Consider the following 15,705-nt stretch of genomic DNA (forward strand, 5'->3'; position numbering starts at 1 on the left):
ACCTCCTCTTTACCTTCGGGGCGGCGCGTTCGTTCCACCTCCCGTACCCCGATATGCCGTCCCCCGATGGCGCCCCGGCCCGACCCCGCCCAGACTGACGTGATGTCAGGGAAGCGAAGCGCCGGACTCCTGCTCTACCGGATCACGGAGTCCGGCGGCACCGAAGTGCTCATCGGACACATGGGCGGCCCGTTCTGGGCGGGTCGCACGCGGGCCGCGTGGTCGATCCCCAAAGGCGAGTACGCCCCCGACGAGACGCCGGAGGACGCGGCCGCCCGGGAGTTCGAGGAGGAGGTGGGGCACCCCGCCCCCGACGGGCACCGGGTGCCGCTGGGTGAGACCCGTCAGTCGGGCGGCAAGACGGTCACCGTATGGGCGATCGAGGCCAACTTCGACCCCGCTCTCGCCGTACCCGGCACGTTCACCATGGAGTGGCCGCGGGGCTCCGGCGTGGAGCGGGAGTTCCCGGAGCTGGACCGGCTCGGCTGGTTCCCGCTGGAGGAGGCCGTGGAGCTGCTGGTGTCGGGACAGCGGATCTTCCTCGGCCGGCTGGCCGTGCACATAACGGACCACGTGGACGACGGGGCCTGATCCGCGGGACACGGCCCCGGTGCCTTGGAGAAGCAGCCCGACCGCGCGAAGATCCGGCGGTCCGAGAAGCCGGGCGTCCGGACGACCGGACGCCCCGCAGCCGAGAGAAGTCCCACCGGAAAGGGATACGCCCCCGTGCCCCACAGAACGCACTTGTACGCCGCCGTCGGCGCGGTACTGCTCACCGCTTCGGCCCTGCCCGCCGGCGCGCGCCCCGCCGCGGCGCTCGACACCTCGCGTCTGCCGCCGCCCGCCGCACCACGGAGCGGGGCACCCGGCCCGCCGGCCGCCGGAAGCTCTTTCCAGCCGGAGGGTTCGGTCACGGCCGACGCCCTGCGGGCGAAGGTCCAGGGCTGCGCGCCCGTCTCGAAGGGCCGGTACCGGACCGACCAGGGGAAGCCCGCCGACATCCCCGTGTGCGACAAGAAGGGCGCCGTCTTCTGGAAGGCCGACCTGGACATCGACTGCGACGGCCAGGTCACCGCCCGCTGCAACAAGAAGACCGACCCCTGGTTCTACGGGGACACCGCCTTCCACCAGTCCGACGGCAAGCCGCTCAACGCGGAGACACTGCCGTACGTCGTGGTACCGGCGCCCAGCGACATCTGGGACCACACCTCGTCCGGCATCCGGGGCGGCGGTGTCGCGGCGCTCGTCCACAAGGACCGGGTGGAGTACGCGGTGGTGGGCGACACCGGACCGGCGGGGATCGTCGGGGAGGCGTCGTACGCGGCGGCGCACTCGCTCGGGATCGACCCCGATCCCTCGCGCGGCGGTGTCGCCTCGGGGGTGACGTACATCCTGTTCAAGGACTCCAGGGTCACGCCGATCGAGAGCCGGTCGTCGGCGGTGGAGCTGGGCAGCCGGCTGGCCAGGGAGTTCCTTCAGGAGAACTGAGAAGGACGTCCTCGGTACGGAGGCGAAGTCGGCGCCGTCCTGACGTACCGAGGACGTGGTCCTTCACGGGTTGCCGCTCTACACGATTCCCTCGGAGATCTCCGACTGCTCGCGCGCGCTGCCGTACGACTGCGGGGTGCTGTACGAGCTCCGCGCCGCGTACCACCAGGCCGTGGCCAGGGCCAGCACGACGGCCAGCGCGACCACCGCGTAGTTCATGGTGTCCGTGGTGACCGGGTTCTTCTGGGGCAGACAGAAGATCACCGTGACGATCACGACCCAGGTGACGGCGATCCAGCCGATGGGCTTGCTCCACCGGCCGAGTGTCCAGGGGCCGGGCTGGAAGCGGTCGCCGGCGCGCAGCTTGAGGTAGATCGGGATCGCGTAGGCGGGCGTGATGCCGATGACGTTGATCGCCGTCACGGCGCCGTACGCGGTCGGCGAGTACAGCGAGGGCAGGGCGAGCACGCACGCGAAGCCGACCGACAGCCACACCGCGGGCACCGGGGTCTGCGTACGGCTGCTGACGCGCCGCCACAGAGCGGATCCGGGCAGGGCGTTGTCACGGCTGAAGGCGAACACCATGCGGCTGGCGGCGGCCACTTCCGCGTTGCCGCAGAAGAGCTGCGCCATGATCACGACAAGCAGAAGGGCACTGGCACCGTTGGTGCCGAGGACGTCGATGAAGATCTGCGCGGGTGGCACCGCGGCGCCGCTCGTCTCCGCGTAGTTCTGGATCGCGAAGGTCAGTCCGGCGAGGAGTGCGAAGCCGGCGATCCAGGAGACCCAGATGGCGCGCACGATGCCGCGCGCGGCGGAGACGGAGGCGTTGGACGTCTCCTCGGAGAGATGGGCCGACGCGTCGTAGCCGCAGAAGGTGTACTGGGCGAGCAGCAGACCGATGGCGGCGACATAGATCGGGTTCTGCCAGCCGGTCTCGTTGACGAATTCCGTGAAGACGAATTCGGGCGACTGGTGATTCTTGGGGACGACGGCGAGAATGCCGACGATCAACGCCACACCGCCGAGGTGCCACCAGACGCTGATCGAGTTGAGCACGCTGACCAGCCGGACGCCGAAGAGATTCAGCGTCGCGTGCAGCAGCAGGATGCAGATGAATATGATCATGGTCCAGCCGGGCGTGGCCTCGAATCCCCACTGGAGGTTGAGAAACGCGCCGGTGAACAGGGCCGCGCCGTAGTCGATTCCGGCGATGGCGCCCAGCAGTCCGAGCAGGTTCAGCCAGCCGGTGTACCAGCCCCACTTACGTCCGCCGAGCCGGTCGGCCATGTAGTAGAGCGCACCCGACGTGGGATAGGCGCTGGTCACCTCCGCCAGCGCCATGCCTATGCAGAGGACGAAGAGGCCGACACCGATCCAGCCCCACAGCATCACGGCGGGACCGCCGGTGATGAGGCCGAAGCCGTACAGGGTCATGCATCCCGACAGGACCGAGATCACCGAGAAGCTGATGGCGAAATTCCCGAAACCGCCCATCCTGCGGGCGAGTACGGGCTGATAGCCGAGTTCCCTCAGCCGTTCTTCCTCGTCCGGCCGCGGAACAGGTTCCGACTTCGACCAGGCCGGTGGGGAGACGGACATGGCAGTACCTCCGGGTACGGAGAAATCAAGGAGAGTGGGGGATGTGCGGTGGGGACCTGGCGGGCCCGGGGCGGGAGCCGGTGTGAAGGGCGGCCCTAAGGGCTGTCCCGTAATCCCCGGCGGGCGCACGACGACAGCTGCGGCACCTCGCCGTGTTGTCGGATCGCCCGAATACGCCCGGTATGAGGACGACCCTCCGCCTTGCGGTGTACCGCATCTGACGCCGCGCGCTGATCCACCGGGGATTACGGGACAGCCCTTAGGAATCCGATTTCCGTTCACGGTCGGCGGCGAAGCAGCGGGCTCGGGCGCGGGCGAACACCTCCTCGGCCTGTCCGGTGTCGTCCGGGCCACGGGCCCGGTAGGCCCAGGGCACGGGGGTGTAGTACGGGCCCAGGGCTTCGAACACCCGTGCCGCCTCGGACAGTTGGAGCGAACCCCAGAGGGCGTGCGCCAGATAGTTGAGGTCCAGCAGCGAGTTCTCGGTGGGGACCGACCGGTCGAACCAGATGTGCAGGGCCCGCAGCGCGTCCCGGGTGGCGTCCTCGGTGACCCAGTGCAGGTCCAGCGCCTTCTCGTTGCCGCCCTCCCTGCGGTACCGCTCGACCCGTACGAAGAGCGGAAGGGCCTGGAGCGCCGACCCCTCGGGCGCGGACGAGGCGGCCCACTGGACGAAGTTGACCGCCTCGGACAGCGAGCCGTCGGCCCTGCGCGCGTATACGAACTGAAGCATCCGGTGGTACGCCTCGCGGTTGCCCGGGTCGCGGTTGTCCGCCTCGGCGAGCAGGGCCCAGGGGCCGGGGAAGAGCATCGGCCCCGGCGGTGCCAGCCGGTTCTCCTCCATCCGCTGTCTGCCGTCGAGTTGGGCCAGGGCGAGCAGACAGACCCATGGGACGGGGTCGGCCGGCACGAGCCGCGCGGTGCTGTCGCACGCCTCCCACGCCTGCCGCCACACGTCGGTCGTACGCGCGTGTCCCTCGCGGTGCGCGCGCAGGGCGCGCTCCACCGCCACCCGCGTCTGCATGACTACGGCCGCCGTGTTGTCCGGCTCCTCGGCCAGCCAGGTACGGACGGTGTCCGAGCCCGCGGCGACGGTGGCGAGCACCTGCGTACGCTGGGTCCACAGCGCCCAGCCACGCGTGTTGGCGAGCAGCTCACGCATCGACAGCCAGCGGCCGGTTCTCAATTCCTGTACTGCCGCCCGGAGTTCGCTGTCGTGGCCTGCTGGGTGATAGAGCGGACGAAAGCGATCGCTCACGTACCCTCCGCCCGATTCTCCCGCAACTCCGCCTCTTTCCGGTGCAGTTCGAATTCCCCTGTGCCCGTCACGGCACTTGAGAATCACCCTACTCAGTGATACTTACTCCGCTGTTATTCGGCGATCAGTGTAGGGGCCAACGCAAGGACCCCAGGAACACTTTGCTGATCTTAGGCAACCCTGAGTGCATGTCGTGACCTTGACGTGTCAGGCGGGCTGCACCACCCTTTCGCTCAGTGATCGGACGATCACCGCACTCCGACCGAAGAACGTGACATGCCGCCTGCTCAGCACTCCCCCGGCAGCACCGCCGTGGCCCCGGCCTCGCGACCGGTTCTCGCCGTCGACCAGGGCACCTCGTCCACCAAGGCCCTGGTGATCTGCCCGGAGCGCGGGGTGATCGGCAGCGGTACGGCGCCGGCGCCTCCCCGCTACGCCTCCGGCGGAGTGGTCGAGGCCGATCCCGCCCTGCTGCTCTCCTCGGTCGTCGACGCGGGGCGCCGGGCGCTCGCCGACGCCGGCGAACCCGTCGCGGCGGTCGGGCTGGCCAACCAGGGCGAGACCGTCCTCGCCTGGGATCCGGACACCGGTGCGCCGCTCACCGACGCGGTCGTGTGGCAGGACCGGCGCGCCGCCTCGGTCTGTGCCGAACTCGCCCCGCACGCGGACATGTTGAGAGAGCTGACGGGCCTGCCGCTGGAGCCGTACTTCGCCGCGCCCAAGATGGCGTGGATCCGCCGGAACCTGACCCGCGAGGGCGTCGTCACGACCTCCGACTCCTGGCTCGTCCACCGGCTGACCGGGGAATTCGTCACCGACGCGGCGACGGCGGGGCGCACGCAGCTGCTCGACCTCGACACCGCCGAGTGGTCCCCCGCCGCGCTCGGCGTCTTCGGGATGAGCGACGAGCGGCTCCCCCAAGTCGTTGATGCGGCAGGGCAGTTCGGTGTCACGACTGCCTTCGGAGATCCGATTGAGCTGACGGGCCTGCTGGTCGACCAGCAGGCCGCGCTGCTCGCCCAGCGGGTGACCGAGCCGGGGACGGCCAAGTGCACCTACGGCACGGGGGCGTTCCTCCTCGCGCAGACCGGCGCGCGCCCGCTGCGCAGCCGCACCGGTCTGGTCGGCTGTGTGGCCTGGCGGCTCGCCGGCCGGACCAGCTACTGCCTCGACGGACAGGTCTATACGGCGGCTTCGGCCGTACGGTGGCTGAGCGGTCTCGGCGTGATCTCCGGCGCCGAGGACCTCGACCGGGTGGGCTCGTCCGTCGCCGACAGCGGGGGCGTCACCTTCGTACCGTCACTCGCCGGACTCGCCGCGCCCTGGTGGCGCGGCGACGCGAAGGGGTCGATGACCGGGCTCAGCCTGGAGACCGGCCCCGGACATCTGGTGCGGGCGCTGTGCGAGGGCATCGCGGCGCAGGTCGTGGGGCTGGCCGACGCGGTGGCCGAGGACACCGGCACCCCACTGGAGTCGCTGCGGGTGGACGGCGGACTGACCCGCTCGGAGGTGCTGATGCAGACACAGGCGGATCTGCTGCAACTGCCCGTCGAGGTCTCCCCGTTGCCCGACGCCACCGCCCTGGGGGTCGGTGCCGTCGCCCGGCTCGGACTCGACCCCGGCATGAGCGTCGAGCGGGCCGCGCCCCGGTGGCGGCCCGAGAAGGTCTTCGAGCCGAGGATCGGGGCGGCCGAGGCCGCCGAGCGGCTGGGTGTCTTCCGTGCGGAGGTGGCGGCGCTCGTCGCCCGCACGCCATCCGCCGGACAGACGCCGGCCGCGCTCGCGAACCCCGGCGCCGGTACGGTCACGACATGACCGTCACCGTGTCCGGGCCGCTGCCGGACGAGGTGTACGACGTGGTGGTCGTGGGCGCCGGGGTCGTCGGCGCGGCGATCGCCCGCGAACTGGCCCGCTACCGGCTGCGTACCGCCCTGGTCGAGGCGTCCGGGGATGTCGGCGACGGTACGTCGAAGGCCAACACCGCCATCCTGCACACCGGTTTCGACGCGGTGCCGGGATCGCTCGAAGCCCGGCTGGTCCGGGAGGGCCGGGACCGGCTCGCCGCGTACGCCGAGGAGTGCGGCATCCCCGTCGAGCCGATCGGCGCCCTGCTCGTGGCCTGGGACGAGGAACAGCTCGCCGCTCTGCCCGCGCTCGCGCGGAAGGCCGCGCGCAACGGATACCGGCGTACCCGTACGGTCGCCGCCGACGAGCTCCGTGGCCGCGAACCGCATCTGGGAAGCGGCGCGTCGGGCGCGCTCGAAGTCCCCGGCGAGAGCATCATCTGCCCGTGGACGACGACGCTCGCGTACGCGACCCAGGCGGTACGGAGCGGGGTAGACCTGCATCTCAACTGCCGGGTGACCGGCGTCAGCGAGTCCTCCGCCCGCTCACCGCGTCTGCTCACCACCGGACGCGGACCGCTGCGCACCCGGTGGCTGGTCAACGCGGCGGGGCTGTACGCCGACGAGTTCGACCGGCTGCTCGGTCACACCGACTTCTCGGTGACGCCCCGGCGCGGTCAGCTCATCGTCTTCGACAAGCTCGCCCGCGCGTTGGTGAGTCATATCCTGCTGCCGGTGCCGACGGCGCTCGGCAAGGGAGTCCTGGTGTCGCCGACCGTGTACGGCAATGTGATGCTCGGTCCGACCGCCGAGGACCTGGACGACAAGCGGGCCACCGGTTCGACCGCCGAAGGACTGGCGTTCCTCCGGGAGAAGGGCCGGCGGATCATGCCGGAACTCCTCGACGAGGAGGTCACCGCCGTGTACGCGGGGCTGCGCGCGGCCACCGAGCACGACGACTACGCGATCCGTTCGCATCCGGAGCAGCGGTACGTCACGGTGGGCGGGATCCGGTCGACCGGGCTGACCGCGTCGATGGCGATCGCCGCCCATGTCGTGGAGCTGCTGGCGGAGGCCGGTGCCAGGGTGGGGACGGCGACGGACCTCCTGCCGGTGACGATGCCGAATCTCGGTGAGGCGTATCCCCGTCCGTACCAGCGCGCCGATCTGATCGCGGCCGATCCCGAGTACGGGGCGCTCGTGTGCCACTGCGAGCGGGTCTCGCGGGGCGAGATCCGTGACGCGCTCGCCGCCGACATCCCGCCGTCCTCGCCCGAGGGGCTGCGGCGGCGCACCCGGGCGCTGGGCGGCCGGTGCCAGGGGTTCTACTGCGGGGCCGCGGTGCGCGCCCTCCTGGACGCGTCGGGCGCCGACGCGTGGTCGTCGTCCCGCACGGAGGCCGCACGGTGAGCGGCGAACTGTCCCCGTCCAGTGGGGAGTCCACACCGGGAGCCACACCGGATTCCGCGCCCGGATCCGTGCCCGGATCCCCGGCGGGACGCGCACCGGGGTCCGCGTCGGGGCACCTGCCGCCGCCCGTGCCCGGCAGGCGCGAGCGCGCCGTCGACGTCCTGGTGGTCGGCGCGGGCCCCGCCGGTCTGGCGCTGTCGTCGCGGCTGGCCGCGAGTGGCATCAGCGTCGAGGTCGTCGACCGTGAGGACGAGCCGGGCGGTGTCCCCCGGGACTGCTTCCACTCCGGATTCGGGCTGCGGGATCTGCTTCGGCCGATGACGGGCCCCGCGTACGCGCGCCACTGGGCGGACGCCGCCGTGCGGGCTGGGGCGGTCCTGCGTACGGGCGTCACGGTCACCGGATGGAGCGACGGCCCGCCGGCGGACCCGCTCGCCGTCGACGTCACGAGCCCGGCCGGTCTGGAGCGGATCACCGCCCGCGCCGTCGTCCTGGCGACCGGCGCGCGGGAGCGTCCCCGCAGCGCGCGGCTGGTGCCGGGCACCCGGCCCGCCGGGGTGTTCACGACCGGCGAGCTCCAGCGGACGGTCCATCTCCACCACCGCCCTGTCGGGCGCCGTGCCGTCGTTGTGGGCGCGGAGTCCGTCAGCTACTCCGCCGTGCGGACGCTGCGGGACGCCGGTGTCGAGGTGGTGGCCATGGTCACGGAGCTGTCGTACCACCAGGCCTCCCCCGCCGCCGCGCTCGACGCCCGCCTCCGGCACGGCGTCCCGCTGCTCGTGGACGCGCGCGTGGGCGAACTGCTCGGCCGTGAGCGCGTGTCGGGGGTGGCGTTGCGGCACCGGGACGGCCGGGGCACGGCCGTCGCCTGCGACACGGTGGTGTTCACCGGCGACTGGATCCCCGACCACGAACTCGCCCGCGGGGGCGGCATCACGCTCGACCACGCGAGCCGGAGCCCGTCCGTGGACGGTTCGTTCCGCACGGACCGGGCCGGGGTCTTCGCCGTCGGCAATCTGCTGCACGCGGTCGAGCCCGCGAGCACGGCCGCGCGGGAGGGCCTGCTGGCCGCCGAGCCCGTACTGCGCCATCTCGCGGGCGGCGCACGCCCGTCCGCGTGGATCCCGGTCCATGTCGAGGAGCCCCTGCTGTGGGTCGCGCCCAGCCGCCTCGATCCGGCGGACCCGCGCGTCGAGACGGGCGGCTTCGTCCTCCGTACGGAGGACAGGCTCGGCCCCTGGTCGTCGTTGGTCGTGCGGCGCGACGGGCGATTGCTGCACCGGCAGCGGCTCGTACGGGGCGCCGTGCCGGGCAGAACGGTGCGCCTGTCCGCCGCCTGGACGGCGAAGGCGCGGGCCGAGGTGACGGCGGCGGCGAAAGACCCGGACGGGGGCCCCGTACGGATCTCCGTGGAGCGCTGAACCCGCCCTGGTGAAGAGGCCGCCCGGCGGGAAGGGCCGCCCCGGAAAAGGGGCGGCCCCACCGGCAGGGGGTGGACCGGTGGGGCCGTTGGAACACTGCGGCCGGGGAAGCCGCAGGCTCGGGTCGAGAGGCATGTGCCCCTTGGCCCGGGAATTACTCTCCCCGCGACATCACTTCTTCTTGGGCACGAACATCTTGATGTCGGTCAGGCTCGCGCTGCCCTCGTACACGTTGGTGTACAGGTCTCCGATGACGAAGGAGTCCGGGTAGGCGGAACCCGCGGGCCACTGCTCGGGCCAGGTCGCGCTGCCGTTGTTGTCATTCTGCACGAGGGTGTTGTTGAAACGCCCGTCGTACTCGCTCGGCTTGACGTTGTAGTGCCAGATCGGGTCGTCATCGACGATGAACGGCCGGTGGAAGCGCAGCGTCTGCTTCCCGGCGCGCGCGAAGTTGCCGCTGGCCTCCAGCGTGTAGCCGGTGGCGTCGCGCTCGATCGCGAACGTGTAGTCCTGGTTGGGCATCAGCTCCGGCTGGAGCTCGGCCGCGGACGAGAGCTGCTGCTCGGCGACCCCGTCCGAGCAACTGGTCATGAACCACTGCGAGTTGCCCGCGAGACCGCCCTTGCCGGGCGTCCAGTTGGGCAGTCCGCTGATCCACATGTTGACCGTGTTGAAGCTGCTGTCCTTGTAGTCGTAGTACGTGTCGTTCGCGGAGTTGCAGACCCGGCCTCCGGTGCCCGTGCCGACCCGGTCGGGGTGCTGGGCGAAGGAGTCCATCAGGACCTTGCGGCGGTAGTGCCAGAAGTGGTTGTTCCGGGGCGCGGGGTTCGCGAAGTCCACGATCGACAGATAGTGGAAGCCGTTGTAGCCGTACTTGCCGGCCCGGACGTCCTGCCACTCGCAGTACGGCGCCGAGGCGTCACCCTCCCAGCCGGGGCTGTTCGAGCCCTCGCCCCACGGGTGCTGCGTCTTGCAGCCGTCCTTGCTGTAACCGTTGGTGCGGTTGTCGTAGTCGATGGTGCCGTTGCGCTTCCCGCCGAAGTCGAGCGTCTTGAGCTTGTACTCGATCCGGTACTGGTCCGGCAGGGCCTGCGTGGGACGGAAGATGGCACCGCCGGTGTGGTCGGGCACCTTCAGCTCGGCGACGGTCTTGCCGGCCGCCCTACCGTTGGTGATGGACGGCGCCTTCTCGATCTGGCCGTCCTTGTTCCAGTCGCGCGCGGAGAGCGAGGCGGTGAGCCAGCCGCCGTCACCGACCTTGAACTCCTTGCGGTAGGTGTCGAAGGAGTTGAAGGCCGTGTTCCACGCGGGCCCGTAGTCGTTGGCGTACCACTGGCCGTTGTCTTCCATGATGGTGTCGAACGGCTCGCTGTACGTCTCACGGGTCCAGGGCGCTCCGGCCGGGTCGAGCTTCTTCGAGAAGTTCTCCTGGTGGAGCAACTTCCAGGCCGGTGCCTTCGGCGGCTTCGAGGGCTTGCCCGGCCGGTCCACGGCCGTCGCCGCGCCCGTCCCGTCGTCCGGGGCCGCGTTCGCGGACCCGAGCGAGAGCGGGACGACGAGGGCGCCGCAGAGCAGCGCCGTCATGGCGTACGCGCGCTTGTTCCGTGGCAGGGACCGGGTACGGCCGGCCCCTCTCGCTGGGGGATTCGTGCGGGTGCGGCTCATCAGAAGTTGCCCTCCGGGTCGTAGTACTTCTCCGCGTTCTCCTTGGTGACGCGCGGCGAGGGCACGACCGTGTCCTTCTCGGGCTTCTCGCCGTCGAGAATCTCCACGGTCCTGTCCAGACCGAGACTGCCGATCACGTCGGCGTCGTTGAGGCCGGTGACCAGGTAGTTGGTCCCGTCGAGGATGGCCTTCAGCGCCTCGGCCTGGCCGTCGACACCGGCCAGCACGATCTGGTCCGCGCGGTCGGCGTCCTTGACGGCGCGCTGCGCGCCCAGGCACATGGCGTCGTTCTCGCAGAAGACGGCGTCGATGTCGTCGTGGGCGGCGAGCAGGCTCTCCATGACGGTCAGTCCTCCGTCGGAGCTCCAGTTGCCGTAGTCGGGTGCCTCGACCAGTTCGATCCCCGACGCGCCTTCCAGTGCGCCCTTCACCCCGTCCGTACGCGCCTTGCCGATGGTGTTGTCGGCGGGTCCGCCCTTGATCAGGGCGACCTTTCCGCCCTCGGGGAGCTGCTCGACGAGGAACTCGCCGTTCTGCTTGCCGATCGCCTCGTTGTCCGGGCCGACCCAGCCGGCGTACTCGCCGGTCTGGAACTTCCGGTCGACGAGGACGGCGGGCTTGCCCGCCGCCTTGAGGGAGTTGAGGACGGCGGGCGCCGACTCCAGCGGTCCGCCGGAGATGATGACGGCGTCGACGTCCTTACTCAGCAGGTCCTCCACGTTGGAGGCGAGTTTGGCGGCGTCACCGCCCGCGTCCGTACTGAGGATCTCGACGTCCTTCTTCTTGGCCTGGGCCTTGATGGCCTTGTCCATGCCGTTGAAGTAGGGGCCGCCGAGGGTGAAGTTGGCGATGCCGACCGTGTACGAGCCGTCGCCCTTCTCACCGCCGGACCCTGAGTCCGAGGAACAGCCGGCGAGAGCCGCGGTCAGAACTCCGGCCACCAGCACACCGGTTGCTCGTTTCGTGATCATGATGTACTTGCCTTTCCGGGATTCGGATCGTTCACGGCCACGTTGCGGAAGCGGCCGGTGCGCTGGATGAGAATGACGGCGATGATGATCAGGCCCTTGAGCACCTGCTGCCAGAAGCTCTGCACGTCGTAGAGGTTGAGCAGGTTGTTGATCAGCGCGAGTACGAGGACACCCGCGAAGGTGGCGCGTACGGAGCCCTTGCCGCCGGCCAGGCTCGCTCCGCCGATGACACAGGCGGCGATCGCGTCGAGTTCGAACGCGGTGCCGACGCTGGGCTGGGCGATACCGACCCGGCTGGCGAGGATGACGCCCGCGAGTCCGGCGCAGGCGCCGGAGATCGTGTAGGCGAGGACGATATGGCGCCGGACGCCGATGCCCGCGAGCCGTACGGTCTCCGCGCTGCCGCCGATCGCGACCAGTGAGCGGCCGGCCGGGGTGCGGCTGAGGAAGACACCGCCGACCAGGAAGACCCCCAGCATGATGAGGGTGGAGACGGGCAGCGGTCCGATCACCGCGGAGCCGAGCTCGAAGAAGCCCGCCTTCTCGGGTGCGACGGGTGTCTCCGAGTAGACGAAGGCGAGACCTCGGATGGTGGTGAGCGCGGCGAGTGTCACCACGAACGGCGCCAGTTGGAAGCGCGCCACCAGCGCTCCGTTGACGAGTCCGAAGCCGATGCCGGACGCGACGCCGACCGCCATGGCGACCGGCACCGGAAGTCCGGACGAGAGTCCGGCGGCGACGATGCCGGAGAAGGCGACGACGGAGCCGACGGAGAGGTCGATGCCGCCGGTGAGGATCACGGCGAGCATCCCGTAGGCGAGCAGGCCGGTGGTGACCATCTGCTTGAGCAGATTGGTGATGTTGCCCTCGGTCAGGAAGGCCTCGGTGGTGGAACCGGCGACCACGACGAAGATCACGAGGAGCGCGGCGAGTCCGGTCTCGACGGTGATGTCGTGGCCGGCGACGGTGAGCCGTGGCAGCCGGAGCCCTCGCGGCGGCGGTCCGGGGGCGCCGGGCCCGGTGGTCTTGGTGAGCTGTTCGGTCATGCTGCGTGTCCGATCGCGTGGGCGAGGACCGTGTCCTCGGTCGTACCTTCCGAAGGGAGTTCCGCGGCGATCCGCCCCTCGTGCATGACCAGCACCCGGTCGGTGGCGCCGAGCACCTCGGTGAGGTCGGAGGAGATCAGCAGGATGGCCATGCCGTCGCGGGCGAGTTCGTCGAGCATCCGGTAGATCTCGGCGCGGGTGGCCATGTCGACGCCGCGGGTGGGCTCGTCGAGCAGCAGCACGCGCGGCTCGGTGAGGAGCCACTTGGCGAGCACGGCCTTCTGCTGATTGCCGCCGCTGAGTGTGCGTACGGGCAGCTTCGCCGAGTGCGCGGGCCTGATGTCCAGCCGGTCGACCATGGAGACGACGTCGCGACGGCGTCTCGCGGTGTCGAGCAGCGGACCGCGTGTGGTGGTGCGCAGCGTGGTGAGACCGATGTTCTCGGCGGTGCTGAGACCGAGTACGAGTCCGGTGCGCTTGCGGTCCTCGGTGACGAGCGCGAGTCCGGCGGCGATGGCCTCGCGGGGGCCCCGGAACCGTACGGCGTCGCTGCCGGGTGCGCGGACGGCGCCGGCCTTGGCTGGTTCGGCGCCGAAGACGCAGCGGGCGAGTTCGCTGCGGCCGGAGCCGACGAGGCCGAACAGGCCGGTGATCTCGCCCGCGCGCAGGGAGAAGGAGACGTCGCTGAACTCCCCGGTGCGGCTGAGCCCCGAGACGTCGAGCAGCGTGTCGCCCTCGGCGGGGCGGCGCGCCGGGTAGAGCTGTCCGGCGGGGCGGCCCGCCATCAGCCGGATGAGGTCGTTCTCGTCGGTGCGGTCGGGGGTGGTCTCGGCGACCACCCTGCCGTCCTTGATCACCACGATGGAGGTGGCCAGTTCGGTGACCTCGGCCAGCCGGTGCGAGACGTACACGATGAGGACGCCGCGTTCCTGGAGGCGGTGTATCAGCGCGAACAGCGCTTCCAGGTCGCTGCCCGCGAGGACGGCCGACGGCTCGTCGAGGACCAGGACCCTGGGCTCGCCGCCCTCGCTGACGAGGGCCTTGGCTATCTCGACCATCTGCTGTCGGGCGACGGAGAGGCGGCCCGCCTTGACCCGGGGGTCGATGGCGCCGTAGCCGATGCCGTCCAGCAGGGCGCGGGCCCGCCGGTGCGCGGCCTTCCAGTCGATGAGACCGCCGAGGCGCCGCGGGAAGTGGCCCATGAGGAGGTTCTCGGTGACGGACAGCTCGGGCACCAGGGTCAGCTCCTGGTGGACGGTGCGGATGCCGTGCGTGTGCGCGTCGTGCGGTGAGCGCAACTCCACGTCCGCGCCGTCGAGTTGGAGTTCTCCGGCGCTCATCCGCTCGGCGCCCGCGAGGATCTTGATGAGCGTGGACTTGCCCGCCCCGTTGGCGCCGACGACGGCGAGCACCTCACCGGACCTGCCGGTGAGGTCCACCCCGTGCAGCACTTGTGTGGGGCCGTACGATTTGCGCACCCCGCGCATCCGCAGGACCGGCCGGGTCGGCGTACTCACCCGAAGGCCTCCATCACGATGATCGTCTTCTGCCGGGTGAACTCCAGGGCCGTGTCGTGCAGGCCCTCGGCCGAGCCGCCGGTGTCCTTCGGGCCGCCGAAGGGCAGATTCTCGGCGCGCAGCGCGGTCGACCCGTTGATGACGACGCCGCCGACCTCAAGGCGTCCGGCGAGGGTGAAGGCGCGCTGGATGTCGCGGGTGAAGACGGCCGCCTGAAGGCCGTACGGGGAGGAGTTGGCCATCCGTACGGCGTCGAGCGGGTCGGTGAAGCGAGCGACGGGTGCGACGGGGCCGAAGATCTCGTCGGCGAACGCCGCGCTGTCCTCGGGGACTCCGACGAGGACGGCCGGGTCGTAGAAGGCGCCCCGGCGTCCGCCGCCCGCCGCCTTGCGTGCGCCGTCGGCGACGAGTGCGGCGACCGCCGACTCGACGCGCTCGGCGGCCTCTTCACTGATCAGCGGTCCGACATCGTTGCCATCCGCCAATTGGTCCCCGACGCTGAGCTTGGCGGCGCCGGCGAGGAGCGCCTCGACGAAGCTGTCGTGCACACCGTCCTGGACATAGACGCGCTTGACGGCGCAGCAGATCTGACCGTTGCCGCGGGCGAGCCGGCCGAGGACCACGGCCTCGGCGGCCGCCTCGACGTCGGCGTCGTCGCAGACGATCAGGGCGTCGTTGCCGCCGAGTTCGAGGTGGACCTTCTTCAGGGTGTCGGCGGCGCGGCGGGCGATCTCGCGGCCCGCGGCGGTGCTGCCGGTGAGGCTGACGGCGGCGACGCCGGGGCGTGAGGCGAGTTCCTGGGAGATGTGCACGCCGCCGGTGAGGAGTTGGTGGGCGCCTTCGGGTGCCCCTGCCCGCTCGACGAGTTCGCCGATCCGCACCACGGCGAGCGGGCAGCGGACGGGCGGGTGGACCAGGACGGCGTTGCCGGCGGCGAGCGCGGCGGCGGCCTTGTGGGCGTACAGCTCGACCGGGTAGTTGAACGGCACCAGCGCGGCGACCGGGCCCAGCGGCTCGCGGACGGTGACGGCGAGATGCCTCTCCAGACCGGGGACGGCGTCGAGCGGAATCTGGCGGCCGAAGAGGCGGGTGGCCTCGCCGGCGAAGCCGCGGAAGATCCGTACGGCGGCGCGGACTTCCTCCACCGTCTGGAAGAAGGGCTTGCCGTTTTCGGCGGCGAGCAGCCGTGCCAGGTCGTCGGCCTCGGCCTCGATCAGATCGGCGATGTCGCGCAGAAGCCGGGCGCGCGCGTGGGCGGGCATGGCGGCCATCGCCCGCTGTCCGTCCGCCGCGGCGGCGAGGGCGGCGGTGACGCGCTCCGGGCCGAAGTCCTCGATCTCGCCCAGCAGTTCGCCGGTTCCTGGATTTCGTACGGGCAGCGGTGCGTTTCGGGTGGACATGCGGCGCTTACTCCCGGGTGCAGGGCTCGGCAGAAGTGCGTTCGGCACTTCGAACATGTGGAGGCGATGCTGACGCACGCTCA

The 15,705-nt window shown here is 70.9% G+C and carries 12 protein-coding genes; 5 read left to right on the forward strand and 7 right to left on the reverse strand.

Going from position 1 to position 15,705, the window contains the following annotated elements:
* Positions 1–102: 102 nt before the first annotated feature.
* Entirely contained in the window at positions 103–591 is a 489-nt protein-coding gene (locus ACIBBB_RS06895) for an NUDIX domain-containing protein (RefSeq protein ID WP_398979496.1), read from the forward strand.
* A 135-nt stretch (positions 592–726) separates the two neighbouring features.
* Positions 727–1,488, forward strand: coding sequence for a glycoside hydrolase family 75 protein (locus ACIBBB_RS06900; protein ID WP_398979498.1), 762 nt, complete (start codon positions 727–729; stop codon positions 1,486–1,488).
* A 78-nt stretch (positions 1,489–1,566) separates the two neighbouring features.
* On the opposite strand, the gene ACIBBB_RS06905 is transcribed toward ACIBBB_RS06900, so the two are convergent.
* Both ACIBBB_RS06905 and ACIBBB_RS06910 read right to left on the reverse strand, forming a co-directional pair.
* Positions 1,567–3,090: an amino acid permease gene (locus ACIBBB_RS06905; protein ID WP_398979500.1), complete on the reverse strand. Its 1,524-nt coding sequence runs from the start codon at positions 3,088–3,090 to the stop codon at positions 1,567–1,569.
* Between the two features lie 259 nt (positions 3,091–3,349).
* Positions 3,350–4,348, reverse strand: a complete 999-nt coding sequence (locus tag ACIBBB_RS06910) for a hypothetical protein (protein WP_398979502.1) — start codon at positions 4,346–4,348, stop codon at positions 3,350–3,352.
* Positions 4,349–4,624: 276 nt separating this feature from the next.
* On the opposite strand from ACIBBB_RS06910, the gene ACIBBB_RS06915 reads away from it, so the two are divergent.
* From ACIBBB_RS06915 to ACIBBB_RS06925, 3 genes are all read left to right on the forward strand, one after another.
* The gene (locus ACIBBB_RS06915) at positions 4,625–6,163 is read left to right on the forward strand and encodes an FGGY family carbohydrate kinase (RefSeq protein WP_398979503.1); all 1,539 of its coding nucleotides are present in this window, start codon (positions 4,625–4,627) and stop codon (positions 6,161–6,163) included.
* Positions 6,160–7,602 (forward strand): NAD(P)/FAD-dependent oxidoreductase, encoded by a 1,443-nt coding sequence (locus tag ACIBBB_RS06920; protein WP_398979505.1) that lies wholly within the window; start codon positions 6,160–6,162, stop codon positions 7,600–7,602. Before ACIBBB_RS06915 ends, ACIBBB_RS06920 begins: the two co-directional genes overlap by 4 nt.
* Before the next feature lie 128 nt (positions 7,603–7,730).
* A complete protein-coding gene (locus tag ACIBBB_RS06925; RefSeq protein WP_398980061.1) occupies positions 7,731–9,023 on the forward strand; it encodes an NAD(P)/FAD-dependent oxidoreductase in 1,293 nt (430 codons plus the stop codon).
* A 171-nt stretch (positions 9,024–9,194) separates the two neighbouring features.
* On the opposite strand, the gene ACIBBB_RS06930 is transcribed toward ACIBBB_RS06925, so the two are convergent.
* The 5 genes from ACIBBB_RS06930 to ACIBBB_RS06950 are packed head-to-tail and all read right to left on the reverse strand — an operon-like array spanning position 9,195 to position 15,622.
* Positions 9,195–10,688, reverse strand: a complete 1,494-nt coding sequence (locus tag ACIBBB_RS06930; RefSeq protein ID WP_398979507.1) for a mucin-5B — start codon at positions 10,686–10,688, stop codon at positions 9,195–9,197.
* Entirely contained in the window at positions 10,688–11,659 is a 972-nt protein-coding gene (locus tag ACIBBB_RS06935) for a sugar ABC transporter substrate-binding protein (RefSeq protein WP_398979509.1), read from the reverse strand. The genes ACIBBB_RS06930 and ACIBBB_RS06935 overlap by 1 nt, the downstream gene beginning before the upstream one ends.
* Positions 11,656–12,705 carry an ABC transporter permease gene (locus tag ACIBBB_RS06940; RefSeq protein WP_398979511.1) on the reverse strand — a complete coding sequence of 350 codons (1,050 nt, stop codon included), beginning with the start codon at positions 12,703–12,705 and terminating at the stop codon, positions 11,656–11,658. Before ACIBBB_RS06940 ends, ACIBBB_RS06935 begins: the two co-directional genes overlap by 4 nt.
* Positions 12,702–14,222: a sugar ABC transporter ATP-binding protein gene (locus ACIBBB_RS06945; RefSeq protein WP_398979513.1), complete on the reverse strand. Its 1,521-nt coding sequence runs from the start codon at positions 14,220–14,222 to the stop codon at positions 12,702–12,704. The genes ACIBBB_RS06940 and ACIBBB_RS06945 overlap by 4 nt, the downstream gene beginning before the upstream one ends.
* Positions 14,219–15,622: an aldehyde dehydrogenase family protein gene (locus ACIBBB_RS06950; RefSeq protein WP_398979514.1), complete on the reverse strand. Its 1,404-nt coding sequence runs from the start codon at positions 15,620–15,622 to the stop codon at positions 14,219–14,221. The genes ACIBBB_RS06945 and ACIBBB_RS06950 overlap by 4 nt, the downstream gene beginning before the upstream one ends.
* Positions 15,623–15,705 lie beyond the last annotated feature (83 nt).

Source organism: Streptomyces sp. NPDC051217 (genome assembly GCF_044455465.1).
GTDB lineage: Bacteria > Actinomycetota > Actinomycetes > Streptomycetales > Streptomycetaceae > Streptomyces.

Coding starts and splice junctions, on each gene's coding strand:
- ACIBBB_RS06895 (WP_398979496.1), top strand. CDS start 103: ATGTCAGGGAAGCGAAGCGCCGGACTCCTGCTCTACCGGATCACGGAG.
- ACIBBB_RS06905 (WP_398979500.1), bottom strand. CDS start 3,090: ATGTCCGTCTCCCCACCGGCCTGGTCGAAGTCGGAACCTGTTCCGCGG.
- ACIBBB_RS06915 (WP_398979503.1), top strand. CDS start 4,625: ATGCCGCCTGCTCAGCACTCCCCCGGCAGCACCGCCGTGGCCCCGGCC.
- ACIBBB_RS06920 (WP_398979505.1), top strand. CDS start 6,160: ATGACCGTCACCGTGTCCGGGCCGCTGCCGGACGAGGTGTACGACGTG.
- ACIBBB_RS06930 (WP_398979507.1), bottom strand. CDS start 10,688: ATGAGCCGCACCCGCACGAATCCCCCAGCGAGAGGGGCCGGCCGTACC.
- ACIBBB_RS06935 (WP_398979509.1), bottom strand. CDS start 11,659: ATGATCACGAAACGAGCAACCGGTGTGCTGGTGGCCGGAGTTCTGACC.
- ACIBBB_RS06940 (WP_398979511.1), bottom strand. CDS start 12,705: ATGACCGAACAGCTCACCAAGACCACCGGGCCCGGCGCCCCCGGACCG.
- ACIBBB_RS06950 (WP_398979514.1), bottom strand. CDS start 15,622: ATGTCCACCCGAAACGCACCGCTGCCCGTACGAAATCCAGGAACCGGC.